Here is a 17,449-nt window from a genome sequence, read left to right as displayed (position 1 = left end):
CTGCGGCTCGGTGGACCTCGCCCACCCACCGGGCAGGGCGTACGGCGTCCAGAGCACCCCGAGGGACAGCACGTGGTCCGCACCGAACCGCATCGTGGGGTCCAGCGCAGACGGGGTTTTGACCAGCGCCATCGGCCGGGCGGCGACCTCACCCCCGGCCCAGGGCGGCGTGGGCCCGCTCGATCGCGGCGGTGCCCGGTGCGATCGTCACGGTGGGGGCGTGCTGGTCGAACGGGCCGACCACGTCCTGCAGCCGTTCGACCCGGGGGAAGGCCGGCAGCGTGCCGACGACTGCGTCGAGCTCGGACCCGTAGCCGTCGGGGGTGGTGCGGGCGGTCCAGCGGGCCACCATGCGCTCGGACCCGGCCGGGAGGTGCGGGCCGAGCTGACCACGACGTCGGCGCGCACCTCCGCGCCGTCGGCCAGCAGCACCCCGCGCACCCGCGCCCCCTCGGCCAGCACCCGCACGACCCGGGCGCCGGTGCGCACGCGACCGTCGGCGGCCTCCAGCACGGTGACGTCGTGGCCGGCGCGGGCCAGGTAGGCCGCGCAGGCCAGACCGTTGTGCCCGCTGTCCACCACCACGGTCGTCGCCATGGCGGGCACTGTCCCGGCGGGCGGTGACGTCCGTGTTGCATCCGGTCGCAGGTCTGGACGTCAGCAGTCGATCGCCGTGTTGTTGCTGCCCACCGTGAACCGGGTCGTCGCGCCGGTGGGGACGGTGGTCGGGGCGGCGGGCCCGCGGTTCCCGGACCACGGTGGCACCAACACCTCGCCAGCCGACCTCGTGCCCTGCTCACCCAGGCGACGCAGCCCGTTCTGCTCACTCAGGCGACGCAGACCGTTCTGCTCACTCAGGCGACGCAGACCGTTCTGCTCACTCAGGCGACGCAGGGCACGACGTGCGTGGGGGAGAAGGTCGCCCGGTTCACCGGGACGCAGCGCGTGCCGTCAGCAGGTCCCGGAGGTCGGCGGCGACGTCGGCCTCGTCCCGGGTGACCAGCCGCCCGTCCCGCACGACGACGCGGCCGCCGACCACCACGTGCTTGGGACGCCGGCCCGGGGAGGCCCACAGCAGGCCCGCGACGGGGTCGGCGACGCCCACGTCGGCGACCCCGGTGACGTCCCAGCAGACCAGGTCGGCGCGGGCGCCCACCTCGAGGCGGCCGAGGTCGGGGCGGCCCAGGCCGTCGGCCGACCCGCGGGTGGCCATGCCCAGCACCTCCTCGGCGGCGAGGGGCCGGCCCATCAGCGGGGCGACCTGCATCGCCAACCGGGCGTCGGCCAGCAGGTGCCCGGCGTCGTTCGACCCGCCGCCGCTGGTGCCCAGCCCGACCGGCACCCCGGCGTCGGCCAGGGCGGCCACCGGTGCGATGCCCCAGCCCATCGGCAGGTCGCAGCCCGGGGCATGGGTGGCGCTCACCCCGGCCGCGGCGAGGCGGGCGACCTCGGCCTCGGTGACCCCGCACAGGTGGGCCAGGGTCACGTCGGGGGCCAGCCAGCCCCACTCCTCGAGCAGCTCCAGGGGGCGCCGTCCGTACTTCTCGGCCGCGACGTCGACGTCGACCTGCTCGTTGGCCTGGGTGCGGCGGCGCAGCCCGCGGGCGGCCGCGACCTCGGCCATCAGCCGGAAGGTCTCCGGGCCGTCGCTGTGCACCCCGGCCGGTCCGACCGCGACCTGCAGCATCCCGTCGGCGGTCACCCCGCCGTGGGGGACCAGCGCACCGGCGATCGCGTCGGCCGAGGCCGCCGCGGTGGCCGCGTCGTCCCGGGCGGAGCCGCGCACGAACACCAGGCGGGCACCCAGCTGCGCCGCGGCCGCGGCAACGCCGCGGGCGATGCCCACGTCGAGGTCGCCGGCCGGCCAGGTCAGGTGGTGGTCGGCGACCGTGGTCACCCCGCACAGCAGTGCCTCGGCCAACCCGGCCGACGCCGCGGCGTGCGCCAGCTCGGGGTCGACGCCGACGGCGGCGTAGGCGGCGGCCATCGTCGGCAACCACTGCGCCATCGGCACGCCACGGGTGCCCGGCAGGGTGCGGAAGGCGGTCTGCAGCAGGTGGTGGTGGGCGTTCACCAGGCCCGGCGTCACCACGCAGCCGGTGGCGTCGAGCACCTCACCGCCCGCGGCGGCGAAGCCGGTGACCCGGCCGTCGTCGCCGCAGGCGACCTCCCGCGAGGTCGATCCGAGCACGGCCACGGCCCCGGTCACGTCGATCACGCCACCGACCCTGGCAGGCGCGTGTTCCACGCAGGTGTCGGCTGGAACGCAGTCGTCACCGCACGGCAACGACCCGGTCCTAGCGTCCGGTGCCGTGACCGTCCGACTGCTCACCGAGCTCACCGCCCCCGCCATCGCCGACGCCCTCGGCCCGGACTCGGTGCTGGTGCTGCCGACCGGCGCGATCGAGCAGCACGGCCCGCACCTGCCGGTCGCCACCGACCTGATCACCGCGCAGAGCATGGCCGAGCGGGCGGTCGCGGAGTTCGGCGAGGAGCTGGACCTGTGGCTGCTGCCGCCGCTGGCCTACACCAAGAGCAACGAGCACCACTGGAGCTGCGGCACCTTCTGGCTCTCGGCGCAGACGCTGATGAGCGTGCTGCACGACCTCGGCTCCTCGATCACCAAGACCCCGGCCCGGCGGCTGGCGTTCGTCAACGGCCACGGCGGCAACTCCGCCCTGCTGCAGGTCGCCGCGCGCGACCTGCGGATCGCCCACGGCCTGCGCACCTTCACGCTGCACCCCTCGCTGCCGGCCGACCACGGCGGGCAGAGCCCCGAGGGCGAGCTGGGCCTGGGCATCCACGGCGGCCACGAGGAGACCTCGCTGATGCTGCACCTGCGGCCCGAGCTGGTCGACATGGACAAGGCGCAGCGCTGGGTCCCCGAGCAGCTCACCGAGTACCGGCACGTGCGCTTCGGCGGGTCGGTCAGCTTCGGCTGGACGTCGGACGACTTCGGCCCCGACGGCGTGATCGGCGACGCGAGCACCGCCACCGCCGAGCACGGCAAGGAGAAGGCCGAGGCGATGCTGACCTACCTGGGCGAGGCGTTCGCCGAGGTCGCCCGCTTCGACCCCGGCCCCCGCCGGTGAGGTTGGCCGGCAAGCGGGTCGTCGTCACGGGCGGCGCCCGCGGCATCGGCGCGGCGATGGTGCGCACCTTCGCCGCCGAGGGCGCCGCGGTGGCCGTCGTGGACGTGCTGGCCGAGGAGGCGGGGAAGCTGGCCGCCGAGGTGGGCGGCCACGCGGTCGAGGTCGACCTGGCCGACGTCGCCGCCACCCGCACGGCCACCCAGTCGGCCGTCGACGCGCTCGGCGGGGTCGACGTGCTGGTCAACAACGCGGGCATCCTGCGGTTCGCGCCGCTGCTGGACATCGAGCCCACGGAGTGGGACGAGGTGTTCGCGGTCAACGTGCGCGCGATGCTGGTGACCACCCAGGTGGCGGTGACCGCGATGGTCGCCGAGCGGGCACCCGCGTTCCCGGGCGACGTGGTGGGGAAGATCGTGAACACCGCCTCGATGGGCGGCAAGGCCGGGGGAGCGGGCCAGGCGCACTACGCGGCGTCCAAGGCCGCCGTCATCGGGCTCACCCGGGCCGCGGCCGAGGAGCTCGGCCCGCTGGGCATCACCGCGACCTGCCTGTGCCCGGGGTACGTGCTGACCGAGATGGGGGCCGGGACCCGCACCGCCGAGGACGTCGCCCGGTGGTCGGCGAGGTCGCCGCTGGGCCGGCTCGGCGAGCCCGCGGACGTCGCCCGTGCCGCACTGTTCCTCGCGTCGTCGGACTCGGACTACCTGACCGGCGAGGCGCTGAACGTGGCCGGCGGGATGGTCACGCATTGAGCCGCAACGACTGGACCCTCTCGCCCGAGCACGTCGACCTGCGGCGGCCGGCCGTCGAGCCCCGGCCGGTCGAGGTCGGTGCGCTGCCCCAGCGGCTCACGCTCGACCTGTCGCGCACGGCCCTGGTCGCGGTCGACCTGCAGAACGACTTCTGCCACCCCCACGGCTGGCTGGCCTCCATCGGGGTCGACGTCTCCGGCGCCGCCGGGCCGATCGGGGCCCTGGCGGCGGTGCTGCCCGAGCTGCGGGCGGCCGGCGTCCCCGTGGTGTGGCTGACCTGGGGCACCCGGCCCGACCGGGCCAACCTGCCGCCCGGCGTCCGGCACGTCTACGACCCCGACGGCGCCTCCACCGGCATCGGGGACCCGCTGCCCGGCGGGTCGCGGGTGCTCCAGCTCGGCTCCTGGTCGGCCGGGCTGGTCGACGAGCTGGTGCCCGAGCCCGCCGACCTGCACGTGGCCAAGCACCGGATGAGCGGCTTCCCCGACACCCCGCTGGACTCGGTGCTGCGCAACCTGCGGGTGGACACCCTGCTGTTCGCCGGGCTCAACACCGACCAGTGCGTGTACGCCACGCTCGTCGACGCGGCGAACCTCGGCTACGACGTCGTCCTGGTCGAGGACCTGTGCGGCACCACGTCCCCGGGCTTCTGCACCGACGCGACGCTCTACAACGTGCGCCAGTGCTTCGGGTTCACCACCACCTCGGCCGAGCTGCGCGCCGGCCTCGACACCTAGGAGCGTCCCGTGGCCCTGGCCCCCGTCGTCAAGTCGCTGGCCGACATCACCCCGCACCACATCGGCGACAACCGCAGCGTGCGGCTCGCCGTCCTGTCCGGCCCGGCCGACGGGTCGGGCACCACCGTCGTGCTGGAGATCTGGGAGCCCGGCGGCTCGCAGCCGGACAACTCGCACGAGGCCTCCACCGAGACCTTCGTCGTGCTGCGCGGCACCGCCCGGGCGCACAGCGACGAGCACGTCGCCGACCTCGGCCCGGGGGACGTCATCGTGCTGCCGGCGACGTCGGTGCACCACATCGTCAACACCTCGGCGACCGAGCGGCTCTACACGATCACCGTGATGGAGAACGACGGCGGCTTCGCCGATCTCATCCTGACCGGCCCGGAGGCCGAGCTGGACGCCGAGGACGCCGCGGTGCTGGGCGCCGTCCTCAGCGCGGCGTGACGATCGCGGACGCCGGGGGGCCGGACGTCGAGGCCGAGGTCCGCGCCGCGGTCGACCGGTACGAGCGCGCGCTGGCCGCCGACGACCTCCCCGAGCTGGATGCGCTGTTCGCCCCCGGGCCCACCACGCTGCGCGCCGACGCCGGCGGGGTGCTGGTCTCGCACGAGGCGATCAGCGAGTACCGCCGCGACCGCGGTGGCGCGCCGGCCCGGACCGTGACCGCGGTGCACGTGGTGGTGCACGGTCCCGACCTGGCGACCGCCGTCGCCGAGACGCTGCGCCCTGACGGCACGCGCGGGCTGCAGACCCAGGTGTGGGAGCGGGGTGCCGTGCACTGGCAGGTGCGGGTGGCGCACGTGAGCTCCGGCCCGCAGCCGCTGGAGCCGATCACCGACCCGGCCACCTGGCGGGTGCTGGGCTCTCCGCTCGTGGCCCCGACCGGGCGGGGTCCACTGGACGGCACGGCGGTCGCGGTGAAGGACCTGATCGCGGTGGCCGGGCAACGGGTGGGGTCGGGGAACCCGGTGGCGCTCGCCCAGGCCCGGCCCGAGCCCGCCCACGCCCCAACGCTGGCCGCGCTGCTCGCCGCGGGCGCGCACGTGCGCGGCATCGCGGCCACCGACGAGCTGGCCTACAGCATCTCGGGCACCAACGTGCACACCGGCAGCCCGGTGAACCCGTGGGACCCGACGCGCGTCGTCGGCGGCTCCACCAGCGGTCCGGCCAGCGCCGTCGCCCGCGGGCAGGCCGACCTCGGGCTGGGCACCGACACCGCCGGGTCGATCCGGGTGCCGGCGTCGTGGTGCGGCCTGCACGGCCTGCGCCCCACGCACGGGGCGCTGTCCCTGGACGGCGTGCGGCCGCTGGCCCCGAGCTTCGACACGGTGGGCTGGCTGAGCCGCGACGCCGACCTGCTGCACCGGGTGGCGCAGGTGCTGCTACCCGCGGCGGCGTCGATCACCGAGCTGGTGCTGGCGCAGGACCAGCTCGACCTCGCCGAGCCGGCCGAGGCCGACGCCCTGCTGGGCGCCGCCCGCGAACTGGCTGCGGCGTCCGGGCTCCCGCTGCGCAGCGTGCGCCTCACCGAGCCCGACGAGCAGCAGGCCTGGTTCACCGCCTTCCGCACGGTGCAGGGCGCCGAGGCCTGGGCCGCCCACGGGGCCTGGGTCACCGCGCACCCCGGCGTCCTCGGTCCCGGCATCGCCCAGCGCTTCGCCGACGCGGCGGCGGTCATTCCCGGCGAGGAGGCCGCCGCCCGTGAGGTGCTCGACGGTGCGCGGGCGCAGCTGCGCGCCCGCATCGGCCCAGGTGTCGCCGTGCTCGCCCCGGCCACCAGCACGACCGGCCCCCGGCTCGAGGCCACCACCGCCGAGAAGGCCGCGCTGCGGGCGGCGACGCTGCGGCTCACCTGCCTGGCCGGGGTCGGCGGGGTGCCCTCGGCCGTGGCCCCGGCCGCGCTCGTGGACGGTCTCCCGGTCGGGCTGGCGCTGCTCGGGGCGCCCGGCTCGGACACCGCGCTGACCGCCCTGCTTGCGGCGTGGGGGCGGACGCCGGTCCCACCGGGCTGACCGGCCGCACCGTGTCTACGGTGGAGCCCTCATGCCCGAAGGTGACACGATCTACCGGCTCGCGCGCCGGATGCAGGTGCTGACCGGCACCGAGGTCGAGCGCAGCGACTTCCGCGTCCCCCGGTTCGCCACCGCCGACCTCTCGGGTGCCCGGGTGCTGTCGGTGGTCCCGCGCGGCAAGCACATGCTGACCCGCTTCGACCACGACGGCCGAGCGGTTACCCTGCACACCCACCTGGAGATGGACGGCGAGTGGAGCATCGTCGGCCACGGCAAGCTGCTGCCGCGCCGGCTGATGGGCGACGCCCGTCTGGTGCTCGCCACCAGCGGGCCCACCGCGATCGGGCTGCGGCTGCCGGTGGTCGAGCTGCTGCCCACCGAGGCCGAGCACACCGTCGTCGGTCACCTGGGCCCCGACCTGCTCGACGACACCTGTCCGGTGCCCGAGGTCGTCGCCCAGGCCACCGCGAACCTGGAGTCCCAGCCCGACCGGCCGCTGGTGTCCGCGCTGCTGGACCAGCGCCTGGTGCTGGGGCTGGGCAACGTGTGGGTCAACGAGCTGGCGTTCCTGCGCGGGCACCTGCCGCTCACCCCGGTCGGGCAGGTCGAGGTCGAGCCCCTGGTCAGGCTCGCGGTGCGGGCGATGCGGTTCGCGGTGCAGCCCGGTGGGCCGGGGCGGGTGACCACCGGCAACACCCGACCGGGGGAGCGGTACTACGTCTACGGCCGCACCGGCGAGCCCTGCCGACGGTGCGGCACGCGGTTGGAGTTCTCGCCCGAGGTGCCGAACGACCCCGGGGTGCGGCACACGTGGTGGTGCCCGCGCTGCCAGACCTGACCCCGGGAGGATTGTGCAACAATCCGCGGCGTGAGGTACGTGGTCGCGGTGCTGCTGGCCGCCGTCGGCTTCGGCACCACCGGGACGGCGCAGGCCCTCCTCGACGTCGACGCCTCGCCGCTGGTGGTCGGGCTGGCCCGCATCGTCGTCGGCGGCGGGCTGCTCGCCCTCTGCGTCCTCCGCGGCACCGGCTCGGCCCCGGCCGGCGGGGTCGGGCTGCTGGCCCGGGTGCCCACCGGGTGGGTGGTGGCCGGGGGTGCGGTCGGTGTCCTGGCCTACCAGCCGACCTTCTTCGCCGGGACGACGACGAACGGCGTGGCGATCGGCACCGTCGTCGCCCTCGGTTCGGCACCGGTGGTGACCGGCCTGCTGGACGCCGGGTTGCGTGCACGCCGGCCCGAGCGCCGGTGGTGGGCGGCCACCGCGCTGGCCCTGGTGGGGCTGGCGCTGGTCGCCGCCGGGTCGGGCGGCGGCTCGTGGCGCGCCGGGGTGCTCTGGTCGGTGGTCGCGGGCGCCTCGTACGCGCTCTACGCCGTGGCGGTGAAGGAGCTGCTCGACCGCGGGTGGGCACCGACCCGGTCGGTCGGCGCGGTGTTCGGCTCGGCCGCGGCGGTGGCGCTGCCGGTGCTCCTGGTGGCCGGCCCGGGCGGCCTGCTCACCGTCGACGGCCTGGTGCTCACCCTGTGGCTGGGCGTGGTCACCACGACCGTCGCCTACCTGCTGTTCGGCTACGGGTTGGCCCGGCTGCCGGCGACCACCGTCGCGACGCTGACCCTGGCCGAGCCCCTGTGCGCGGCGCTGCTGGGGGTGGGCGTGCTGGGTGAGCGGCTGGCCCCGGCGGCCGGGGCCGGGGTGGCGGTGCTCGGGCTGGGCATCGCCGTCCTCACGGCCCGCCGGCGGCGCGCGGGGGTGGTCGCGAGTGCCGCGGCGGCGTGAGGCGGCGCCGGGGCCGACCGCGACGGCCCGGCTGGCCGACGACCTGCGGCGGCGGGTGCTCACCTGTGCGCTGGCTCCCGGGGAGCCGCTGCGGGAGGAGGACCTCGCCGCGGCCACCGGAGCCTCCCGGCACACCGTGCGGGCGGCGCTGGCCCGGCTGGTCGACGAGCGGCTGCTGGTGGCCGAGGCCTACCGGGGCGTGCGGGTCGCCGCGTTCGCCGACGCCGACGTCGTGGCCCTGCAGCAGCTGCGCGGCGCGCTGGAGGGGGAGGCGGTGCGGCTGCTCGGCGAGGCGCACGGCACGCGGTGGCCCGACGAGGTGCTCTCCGCGGCCCGGCGAGCGGTCGCCGAGCTCGCCGACGCCCCGGACGACGACTGGCCGGCCGTCGCCACCGCGCACGCGCAGGTGCACCTCGCGCTGGTGGCCGCAGCCGGCAGCCCGCGGATCACCGAGGCCTACGCCCGGCTGCACTCCGAGGTGCTCCTGCTGCTGGTGCACGTGCGCCCGGCCTACGACGTCGGCGCGCTGGTGGGCGAGCACCAGGCCTACCTGGACGACGTGCAGCAGCGCGGGCCGGCGGCCGTGCGCGAACACCTGGACCGCAGCACGGCGGTCATCCTGGCCGCGCGGGCCGGTCAGCGGACCAGCGCCGCCGTCCCGGACAGCACGACGTCGCCGCCCACGCCGAGCACCAGGACGCCGGCGGCGCACAGCACCGCGGTGCTCGCCGCCCACCGCCCCGCCGGTCCGGGGTCTGCCGGCTCGGGGTCCGCTGGTTCGGGGTCTGCTGGCTCGGCCGCCGCTCCGGGCCCTGACGGCGCCGACCACGGCAGCACCGCCGCACCCCAGCGCAGCAGGTAGAACAGGCTGGCCACGGTGGCCGCGACCGCCACGACGACCAACCAGGCGAGGCCGGCCTCCCAGGCGGCGGTGAAGGTCGTCAGCTTGCCGAGGAAGACCGCGGTGGGCGGTGTGCCCGCGGTGCCCAGCAGGCCGAGCAGCACCACCGCGGTCAGCCAGGGGTGCGCCCGCGCGCTGCCCCGGACGTCGGTGAGCGTGCGCTGCTGGGGGAGCGCGGCCAGGACGGCGAACAGCGCCAGGGTCGTGACCGCGTAGCCGGCCAGGTAGAGCACCAGCGAACCCACCGCCAGCGGGGACCGACCGGCCGCCGCCACCGGCACCAGCAGGAACCCGACCTGGCTGACCGTCGACCAGCCCAGCAACCGGCGCAGGTCGTGCTGGCCGAACGCGGCGAAGGTGCCCAGCACCAGGCTGGCCGCGGCGAGCCCGCCGACCACCGGCCGCACCGGCACCGCGGCGGGGACGGTCTCGACCAGCCGGGACAGCGCCAGCAGGGCGCCCACCTTGGGCACGGTGGTCAGGAACGCGGCCACCGCCGTCCGGGTGCCCTGGACGGCGTCGGGCACCCACGGGTGCAGCGGGACGGCGCCGGCCTCGAACAGCAGGCCGACCAGCACGAGGAGGACGCCGACGCCGACCGCGGCGAGCGGCGCGCCCGGCAACCGCTCGGCCAGTTCGCGGTAGGTCGACCCGCCGGCCAGCGCGGTCAGCAGGGTGACCCCCAGCATGAGCAGGATGCCGGCCAGGGCACCGAGCAGGTAGGTGCGGACGGCGGCCTCGGTGCCGGGACGGGTGCGGCCGAGCCCCACCAGCCCGTACACCGGGATCGACGCCAGCAGGAACCCGACGACCAGCACCAGCAGGTCCGAGGCGCCGGCCAGCACGACCACGCCCAGCGCGGCCAGCAGCAGGAGGCAGTACGTCTCGCTCTCCCGCCGGTCGCCGGCCAGCTCGGCGGTGCCCAGCGCGACCACCACGAGGGTGATGGCGGCAGCCAGCACGCGGGCGGCGGTGGTCCCGCCGTCCAGGGCGTAGCTGCCGTCGAACGTGGTGGGCCCCGCGGCGCCGGCGACCACGGCGGTGACCACGGCGCTGACCAGCGAGCCCAGCAGCGCGGCGACCGCGACGACCCGGGCCACCCACTGCCGCGTCCGGGGCAGGAAGGAGCCCCCGAGCAGGCAGGCGACGGCACCGCCGAGCAGGCAGGCCTCGGGGACGAGGTCGGCGTACACCTAGCCGCCGACCAGGGCGACCAGGGACTCCGTGGCCGGGGTGACCCACGCCAGCAGCGGACCGGGCAGCACCCCGACCAGCACCGACAGCGCCAGCAGGCCGGCCACCGGCACCGCCTCGTGCGGGCGCAGGTCGGTGAACCCGACGGCCCGGCCGCGGGTGGGCCCGGTGAGCAGCGACCCGGTGGCCCGCACCAGCAGCACGGCGGTGAGCAGGATGCCCGGGACCGCGGCGGCGGCCCACGCGGTGGTCCCGATGCTCCCGCTGAGCACCTGGAACTCGGCGACGAAGCCGCTGAACCCGGGCAGGCCCAGCGAACCGAACGCGGCGACGCCGAACAGCGCGGCGAACCGCGGCGCAGGTCGGGCCAGCCCGCCGTAGTCGGCCAGCGCGTAGCTGCCCCGCCGGTCGTGCAGTGCACCGGCGAGCAGGAACATTGCCCCGGCGAGCAGCCCGTGGCTGACCATCTGGGTGACCGCACCGGTGGTCGCCACCTGGCGCAGCACCGGGTCGCCGCGGTCGATGAGCCCGGCCGCCCCGAGGCCCACCGCGACGTAGCCCATGTGGGTCACCGAGGTGTAGGCGACCAGCCGCTTGACGTCGGTCTGGGCGAGGGCGACCAGGCCGCCGTACAGCACCGACACCACCCCGAGTGCGACCACCACCCACGCCCAGGCCCGCCAGGCGTCGGGCAGCACCGGCATCGCGACCCGGACGAACCCGTAGGTGCCCAGCTTGAGCATCACCGCGGCCAGCACCGCCGACCCGATGGCCGGGGCGTCGGTGTGCGCGGGGGGCAGCCAGGTGTGGACGGGCACCAGGGGGGTCTTGATGGCCAGGCCCAGCAGCACCAGCCCGAGCACGACCGCGCCGCCGACCGGGTGGTCGCCCAGCGGGTCGGCCGCCACGAGGGTGGGGATGTCGAAGGTGTGCGGGTCGGCGGCGACGTAGACGCCGATGAACCCGGCCAGCAGGACCAGGCTGCCCAGGAAGGTGTAGAGGAAGAACTGCAGCGCCGAGCGGCGGTGGTCCCCGTGGCCCCAGCCGGCGATGGAGAACCACATGCCGACGATCGTCAGGTCGAAGAAGACGAAGAAGAGCACCAGGTCCTGGGCGACGAAGACGCCCAGGCAGGCGGTCTGCAGGAAGAGGAACAGCGCCGCCTGGGCCCGGGGTCGACGTTGCTCGCGCAGCGCGTGCACCGCGCAGGCGGCGAACACCACCCCGGTGAGCAGCAGCAGCGGCAGGGACAGCCCGTCGACCCCGACGTGGTAGCCCACCCCCGCCGACGGGATCCAGGTCGCCTGCCGCTCGAACGCCAGCCCGCCGGCCGGTGGGGTCCGGTAGGCCAGCGCCAGCGCGGCCAGCAGCGCCAGGTCGGCCAGGGTCACCGCCAGCCAGACCCACCGCGCGGCCCGGTCGGTCACCGGCACCACCGCCAGCAGGGCCGCGGCCACCACCGGACCGAGCACGACCAGCTCGAGCACGCTCACCTCACCACGATCGACAGCAGGACGGCGGCCACGACGACGGCGAGCGCCACGAGCACCTGGGCGTAGTACTGGTGGGCCAGGCCGGTCTGCGGCCGCCGGGCCAGCACCCCGAGCGAGCGGGCGCCGGCGGTGACCGCGCGCACCGCCGCGCCCGGGCCGCGGTCGTCCAGGGTCGCTGCGGCCCCGGCCAGCCGGGGCAGTGCTCGGCCGGCCCCGCGCACCACCGCGCCCGGCCCCCGGTCGTCCAGGACGGCCACCGCGGCGGCTGACCGGGGGACGGCGCGGGCGACCCCGGCGGTGCCGCGTCCCACGAGGCGCTCCATGCGCGCGGCGCCGGCGACCACCCGGGCCAGGCCGCGCACCACCTGGTCCGTGGCGGCCGGCAGGCCCAGCCAGCGAGCTGCCCACCGGGGGGCCGGTACCGGGTGGCGGAGCACCACCAGCACGACCGCGGTGGCCAGGGCGCCGCTGACCACCAGCTCGGCCGGGCCGGCGGTGCCCGGGGCCAGCGCACCGAGGACGAGGGACCCGACGGCCAGGGCGCCGAGGGGGACCAGCTGCAGGCGGGGGACGTGCCCGGTGGGGGTCTGCTCGTCGCCCCCGGGTGCCGGCGCCGCACGCGACCACAGCACCCGCAGCGCCGTCCCCGCGTAGGCCGCCGAGAGCAGCGCGCCCACCAGGCCCACCAGCTGCAGCGGCACCGACTGCTCGCCGGCCACCGCGAGCACCGCGTCCTTGGTCCACCACAGCGCCAGCGGTGGCACCCCGGCCAGCGCGAGCAGCCCCACGGTGGCCAGCACGCCGAGGCCGCGGGGGCGGCGGGCCGCGCCGCGCAGGGCGGGCAGCTGCTTGCTGCCGATCGCCGTCAGCCAGGCCCCGGCGGCGAGGAACAGCCCGGCCTTCACCGCCGCGTGCGCCACCAGCTGGGCGCTGCCGGCCGCGGTCGCCGACACCCCCGCGGCGAGCACCACGAAGCCCAGCTGCGCGGCGGTGGAGGCGGCCAGCAGCTGCTTGAGGTCGGTCTGGGCCACCGCCACCGCGCCCAGGGCGACCGCGGTGAGCGCGCCGGTCCAGGCGGCGGCCGGCCCGGCCCAGCCGGTGGCGGCCAGCAGCGGGGCGGTGCGCAGCAGCAGGTAGCCGCCCATCGCGACCATCGCGGCCGAGTGCAGCAGGGCGCTGACCGGGGCCGGACCCTCCATGGCCCGGGACAGCCAGGCCGAGAACGGCAGCTGCGCGGCCTTGCCCAGCGCGGCCACCAGCACACCGGCAGCAGCCAGGTGCAGCCACGGCCCGGCCGCGGTGGGCAACCGGTCCAGCGACCAGCCGGCCCCGCCGGCGAGCGCGGCGCCACCGGCGAGGTACAGCCCGAGGTCGGTGGTCCGGGTGGTGAGGAACGCGGCGGCCCCCGCGTCGACCGTCGCCGGCGCGGACCAGCGCAGCCCGATCAGCGCGTAGGAGCAGGCGCCCATGACCTCCCACCCCAGCAGCAGCGCCGGCAGCGTCGTCGCGGTCACCGTCAGCACCACCGAGCCGGTGAAGACCAGCATCAGCCCCCAGAACCGGGCCGGTCGGGGCTCGCCGGAGAGGGCTGCGGTCAGCAGCACCAGGGCGGCGACCGCCCCGACGGCGACCAGCACCGGCGCGGCCAGGTCGTCGACGGCCAGCTCGGCGCGACCGCCCTCCACCAGCGGCAGGAACGCCCACCCGCCGGTGGGCCGGCGGATCGCCGCGACGACGGCGGCCACCGCGACGACCACCGCCACCGCGACGGCGACGGGTGCGGGGCGGCGCACCGGCAGCAGGCACAACGCCGTCCCGGCCAGCAGCGGCAGGCCCACCAGGACCCCGAGCAGCACGGCGCTCACCCGTGCAGCTCGGCAACCGACTCGGCGCTGTCGGTGCCCGCGGTGCGGTGCAGCAGGGTGGCGACGGCGAAGCCCATGGCCATCTCCACGGTCATCGCGGTGATGACCACCAGCAGCAGCACCTGCCCGTCGGGGGAGGGGGACAGGAACCACCAGAAGGCCGCGGCGGCCAGGACGACGCCGTTGAGCATCAGCTCCAGGCCCATCATCACCATCACCACGACCTGCTGGGACAGCGCGCCGTACAGCCCGACGCTGAACAGCGCGGAGGCGACCAGGAGGACCGTCTGCAGGGTCACCGGCCCACCCCGCCGCGGATCGGGTCGACCGGCCGCGAGCGCAGGTCGTCGCCGAACCGGTCGTAGCGGGTGCGCGCCGCGGCCAGGCACAGGGCGGCCACGACGGTGGCGAACAGCACCGCGCTGACGGTGAGCATCACCAGCATCTTGGACTCCATGAGGGCCAGCCCCAGACTGGCGGTGGGGTCGGCGGCGGGTGAACCCTCGCGGGTCGGCCAGGGGACCAGGACCGAACCGGAGCCCAGCAGCAGGAAGCAGCCGACGGCGAGCACCGCCGGCGTGCGGGTGCCGTGGGTCATGCTCATCGGCATCAACGCCGGGTTCATCCCCATGAACATGACCATGAAGACCGCCATGACGGCCATCTCCATGGTCATCATGAGCACGGTGACGACGCCGACGAACTCCAGGTCGACCAGCAGCAGCGCCAGGCCGACCGCGGCGAAGCTCACCGCCAGGGCGTAGCTGGCCCGGGCCATCGAGTCGACCCGGAACACGGCCACGCCGGTGCCGACGGCGAGCGCCCCCAGCACCCAGAACACGATCCCCGACAGCACGCTCACAGCACCTCCACGACGGCGACGACCAGCAGCTGGAGCAGCGCCACCGGCAGCAGCACCAGCCAGCCCACCTCGGTGAACCGGTCGGCCCGCCACAGCGGCAGCCGGCGGGCCACCGCGGCGAGGACCAGGGACAGCAGCACGGTCTTCACCAGCACCCACAGCCAGCCCGGCAGCAGCGGACCGCCGCCCCCGCCCAGGAAGGCCGTGACCCCGAACGCGGCCCCGGCCACCAGCAGCAGCCAGCGGCCGCCGGCCAGCAGCAGCCGGTCCACGCCGGACAGCTCGGCCGCCAGCCCCCCGGCGACGTCGGCCGACACGGGCGCGGCGAACGGGCCGCGGGCGGTGAAGCCCAGCACCCCGGTGCAGTACACGGCGAAGGCCGCCGGCATCCACACGACGAACCACAGTCCTTGCTGGGCGGCGACCACGTCGCCCAGGCGCAGGCTCTGCGCGGCCACCGCCGGCGCGGCGAGGGCGAACATCAGCGGCAGCTCGTAGGCCAGCGCCTGGGCCAGGAACCGGTAGGCCCCGACCAGGGCGAGCGCGCTGTTCGCGCCCCAGCCGGCCAGCCAGAACACCGCCCACAGCACCACGTCCAGGGCGTTGAACCAGACCACCCCGACACCGAGGTCGGCGACGGTCCAGGTGCCCAGGGGCACCACCGCGACCATCAGCAGTGCGACGACGGGGGCGAGCAGCACCGCGCCGCGGCCCAGCAGGGTGTCCGCGGCGAGGGTGGTGCGGCGCTGCTGGCGCAGCAGCCGAGCGGCCTCGGCCCACGGCCGGTCCGGGCGGCCCAGCAGCGCCCCGTCGGCGGTCGCGGTCACCGCCGTCGTGGCCAGCAGCACCGCGGCCGCCAGCGGCACCCAGCCGGTGCCGACCGCGGTGACCTCACCCATGCCGCACCTGCTCGACCTCGGGCACGACCGCGGTGAGGTCGGCGGGGAGGCTGGCCAGCACCAGCCGCACCCCGGCCAGCTCCGCGCCGGTGACCAGCCCGGGGAGCAGGCCCAGCAGCCGGGCGCGCCAGCCCGCCGGAGCCGGCCCGGGCCAGCCTGCGGAACCGGCGTCCAGCGGCTCGGCGTCCAGCGGGTGGGACAGCGGGTCGGCCAGGGCCGCGGCCAGCCGGTCGGCGACGTCCCCGGCCAGCCCGGCGGGGACCCGGTGCTCGGCGAGCAGCACCCCGTCCAGGGCGCCCACGTCGCGCAGCGACCAGCGCAGCCCCCGGGACCTGCCGACGGCGCGGCCGACCCGCACCCACTGCCGCTGCGCCGCCGAGGGGTCGCCGGCCAGCAGCAGCCCCCGCGCCGTGCGGGCCCGCCCCGCCAGGTCGGCGCGGCCGGCCAGGGTGAGGACCCGGGCGACCAGGTCGGCGCGCAGGGCCCCGCCGGGTGGGCGCACCGGCACCGCTGCGGGCACGGCCCCCGGTGCGGGACCTGCGGCCGGCAGCACGTCGACCCCCGCGCCGGTGACCACGTCCCCGGCCAGCGTGCCGGTGAGCACCAGGCCGGCCGGCCACGCCGGCAGCACCGGCCCGAGCGGCACGTGCAGCACGTCCATCTCCAGCCCGTCCCGGTCCTCGGCCCCGCCGGCCAGCGGCACCCCACCCGGGCCGCTCATGTCCATGCCGCCGCCGTCGTCGCCGTCATCGTCGTCGCTGCCGCCGTCGTCGCTGCCGCCGTCGCCGCTGCCGCCGTCGCCGTCGCCGTCGCCGTCCTCGGCGCCGGCCGCTCGGCCGGCCCGCGGCAGCCCGCCGGTGGCCCACCGGGCGAGCGCGCCGTCCAGGGCGGTGCCCACTTCCTCGGGGGTGGCGGCGGCCGCCCGGTCCGCGGGGCGGGGGAGCAGGTCGAGCACGGCGTCGGCCAGGGCGGCCAGCGCCGGGCCGGGTGTCCCGCAGACCAGCACGACGTCGGCGTCGGCGGCCGACGCGGCGACCACCCACCCGCGCCGGTCCAGCTCCGCCTCCGCCGCCCAGCGCACCGCGGTCGCGCCGCGGGCCTCGACCAGGAGCACGTGCAGCCGGCGGGCGGCGAGCCGGGTCAGGGCACCGCTCACGTCCACCGCAGCGCCCCCTCGCGCCAGGCCCAGACCACCGCGGCCATGAGGACACCCAGGAACACGAACATCTCGACGACCGCGCCGACGCCGACCCGCGCCACCACGACGGTCCACGGGTACATGTAGAGCATCTCGACGTCGAAGGCGAGGAACAGCAGGGTCACCGGGTACCACCGGGCGTGGAAGCGGGAGAGCGCGTGCTCGGTGGGCCGGCGGCCCCCGGAGAACGGCAGCACGTGCCGGTCCGGCGGCGCGGCGGCCAGCCGGTGCCCCAGGCCCACGACCAGCGCGACACCCAGCACACCGGTGCCGGCCATCACCGCGAGGTCCAGGTAGGCGGGCATCGGGCTCCAGCTCGGCGCAGGGGGTTGGTTGCGTCGACCATCGTCGGCGTGGAGGTCGCGGCCCGCAGCGCGGGACGGGACGGACGACGCCGCGGCGGGCCGCCGGCCGTGCGGCTGGTCGACCGTCCAGGGTCAGCGGAGCAGGCCGACCAGGTGCCGCCGTGGACGTGCACGACGTGCTGCCCGGACGCCGCGCCATCGGGCGCGACCGTGCGGCGCATCGCGCGGAGCAGCGGGGGCATCAGGCGGCTGGCGACGCTGAGCACCCAGCACGTGTGCCCGGTCGTGCTCCGCCCACGGGTGGACCCAGGATCGGACCCAGGGCCGATGCGCCGGCGACGCTCCCGCCCGCACACTCGACA

General features: G+C 76.8%; 17 protein-coding genes and 2 pseudogenes. 8 read left to right on the top strand and 11 right to left on the bottom strand.

The window, feature by feature from the left end:
• Positions 1 to 148: 148 nt before the first annotated feature.
• The 3 genes and pseudogenes from TEK04_RS10765 to TEK04_RS10755 form a co-directional block, all read right to left on the bottom strand.
• Entirely contained in the window at positions 149 to 352 is a 204-nt protein-coding gene (locus TEK04_RS10765) for a hypothetical protein (protein ID WP_336404435.1), read from the bottom strand.
• Positions 353 to 498: 146 nt separating this feature from the next.
• Positions 499 to 597 (bottom strand): annotated as a pseudogene (locus TEK04_RS10760) (NAD(P)-binding protein); the annotation flags it as partial.
• Between the two features lie 331 nt (positions 598 to 928).
• Complete coding sequence (locus tag TEK04_RS10755) at positions 929 to 2,218, bottom strand: amidohydrolase family protein (protein WP_336404339.1); 1,290 nt, start codon at positions 2,216 to 2,218, stop codon at positions 929 to 931.
• Positions 2,219 to 2,312: 94 nt separating this feature from the next.
• Between TEK04_RS10755 and TEK04_RS10750 the strand changes: the two genes are divergently transcribed.
• The 8 genes and pseudogenes from TEK04_RS10750 to TEK04_RS10715 all read left to right on the top strand — a co-directional run.
• Positions 2,313 to 3,092, top strand: coding sequence for a creatininase family protein (locus TEK04_RS10750; RefSeq protein ID WP_336404338.1), 780 nt, complete (start codon positions 2,313 to 2,315; stop codon positions 3,090 to 3,092).
• Positions 3,089 to 3,844: an SDR family NAD(P)-dependent oxidoreductase gene (locus TEK04_RS10745; RefSeq protein WP_336404337.1), complete on the top strand. Its 756-nt coding sequence runs from the start codon at positions 3,089 to 3,091 to the stop codon at positions 3,842 to 3,844. The genes TEK04_RS10750 and TEK04_RS10745 overlap by 4 nt, the downstream gene beginning before the upstream one ends.
• Entirely contained in the window at positions 3,841 to 4,581 is a 741-nt protein-coding gene (locus TEK04_RS10740; RefSeq protein WP_336404336.1) for a cysteine hydrolase family protein, read from the top strand. Before TEK04_RS10745 ends, TEK04_RS10740 begins: the two co-directional genes overlap by 4 nt.
• A 9-nt stretch (positions 4,582 to 4,590) precedes the next feature.
• Positions 4,591 to 5,028, top strand: a complete 438-nt coding sequence (locus TEK04_RS10735; RefSeq protein WP_336404335.1) for a cupin domain-containing protein — start codon at positions 4,591 to 4,593, stop codon at positions 5,026 to 5,028.
• Complete coding sequence (locus TEK04_RS10730) at positions 5,025 to 6,596, top strand: AtzH-like domain-containing protein (protein WP_336404334.1); 1,572 nt, start codon at positions 5,025 to 5,027, stop codon at positions 6,594 to 6,596. The genes TEK04_RS10735 and TEK04_RS10730 overlap by 4 nt, the downstream gene beginning before the upstream one ends.
• 31 nt (positions 6,597 to 6,627) lie before the next feature.
• Positions 6,628 to 7,434, top strand: a complete 807-nt coding sequence (locus TEK04_RS10725; RefSeq protein ID WP_336404333.1) for a DNA-formamidopyrimidine glycosylase family protein — start codon at positions 6,628 to 6,630, stop codon at positions 7,432 to 7,434.
• A gap of 30 nt (positions 7,435 to 7,464) precedes the next feature.
• Positions 7,465 to 8,370 (top strand): DMT family transporter, encoded by a 906-nt coding sequence (locus tag TEK04_RS10720; protein WP_336404332.1) that lies wholly within the window; start codon positions 7,465 to 7,467, stop codon positions 8,368 to 8,370.
• A pseudogene (locus tag TEK04_RS10715) lies at positions 8,255 to 8,962 on the top strand (GntR family transcriptional regulator); the annotation flags it as partial. The gene TEK04_RS10720 and the pseudogene TEK04_RS10715, both read left to right, overlap by 116 nt.
• 44 nt (positions 8,963 to 9,006) lie before the next feature.
• Here the strand turns inward: TEK04_RS10715 and TEK04_RS10710 are convergent.
• Genes TEK04_RS10710 through TEK04_RS10675 form a run of 8 tightly spaced genes read right to left on the bottom strand, consistent with a single transcriptional unit; the run spans position 9,007 to position 17,087 of the window.
• Positions 9,007 to 10,464, bottom strand: a complete 1,458-nt coding sequence (locus tag TEK04_RS10710; protein WP_336404331.1) for an NADH-quinone oxidoreductase subunit N — start codon at positions 10,462 to 10,464, stop codon at positions 9,007 to 9,009.
• The gene (locus TEK04_RS10705) at positions 10,465 to 11,958 is read right to left on the bottom strand and encodes a complex I subunit 4 family protein (protein ID WP_336404330.1); all 1,494 of its coding nucleotides are present in this window, start codon (positions 11,956 to 11,958) and stop codon (positions 10,465 to 10,467) included.
• A complete protein-coding gene (locus TEK04_RS10700; RefSeq protein ID WP_336404329.1) occupies positions 11,955 to 13,823 on the bottom strand; it encodes a proton-conducting transporter transmembrane domain-containing protein in 1,869 nt (622 codons plus the stop codon). The genes TEK04_RS10705 and TEK04_RS10700 overlap by 4 nt, the downstream gene beginning before the upstream one ends.
• Positions 13,820 to 14,122, bottom strand: a complete 303-nt coding sequence (locus TEK04_RS10695) for an NADH-quinone oxidoreductase subunit NuoK (protein WP_336404328.1) — start codon at positions 14,120 to 14,122, stop codon at positions 13,820 to 13,822. The genes TEK04_RS10700 and TEK04_RS10695 overlap by 4 nt, the downstream gene beginning before the upstream one ends.
• Positions 14,119 to 14,685 carry an NADH-quinone oxidoreductase subunit J gene (locus tag TEK04_RS10690; RefSeq protein WP_336404327.1) on the bottom strand — a complete coding sequence of 189 codons (567 nt, stop codon included), beginning with the start codon at positions 14,683 to 14,685 and terminating at the stop codon, positions 14,119 to 14,121. Before TEK04_RS10690 ends, TEK04_RS10695 begins: the two co-directional genes overlap by 4 nt.
• Positions 14,682 to 15,584, bottom strand: a complete 903-nt coding sequence (locus TEK04_RS10685) for an NADH-quinone oxidoreductase subunit H (protein WP_336404326.1) — start codon at positions 15,582 to 15,584, stop codon at positions 14,682 to 14,684. The genes TEK04_RS10690 and TEK04_RS10685 overlap by 4 nt, the downstream gene beginning before the upstream one ends.
• Positions 15,577 to 16,740, bottom strand: coding sequence for a hypothetical protein (locus TEK04_RS10680; protein WP_336404325.1), 1,164 nt, complete (start codon positions 16,738 to 16,740; stop codon positions 15,577 to 15,579). Before TEK04_RS10680 ends, TEK04_RS10685 begins: the two co-directional genes overlap by 8 nt.
• On the bottom strand, positions 16,737 to 17,087 hold the full coding sequence (locus TEK04_RS10675) for an NADH-quinone oxidoreductase subunit A (protein WP_336404324.1): 351 nt from the start codon (positions 17,085 to 17,087) through the stop codon (positions 16,737 to 16,739). The genes TEK04_RS10680 and TEK04_RS10675 overlap by 4 nt, the downstream gene beginning before the upstream one ends.
• Positions 17,088 to 17,449: the final 362 nt, after the last annotated feature.

This window comes from Klenkia sesuvii (assembly GCF_037083825.1).
Classification (GTDB): domain Bacteria; phylum Actinomycetota; class Actinomycetes; order Mycobacteriales; family Geodermatophilaceae; genus Klenkia; species Klenkia sesuvii.
Note: the sequence above shows the minus strand (reverse complement) of the source record. Positions and strands in the feature narration are given on the sequence as shown.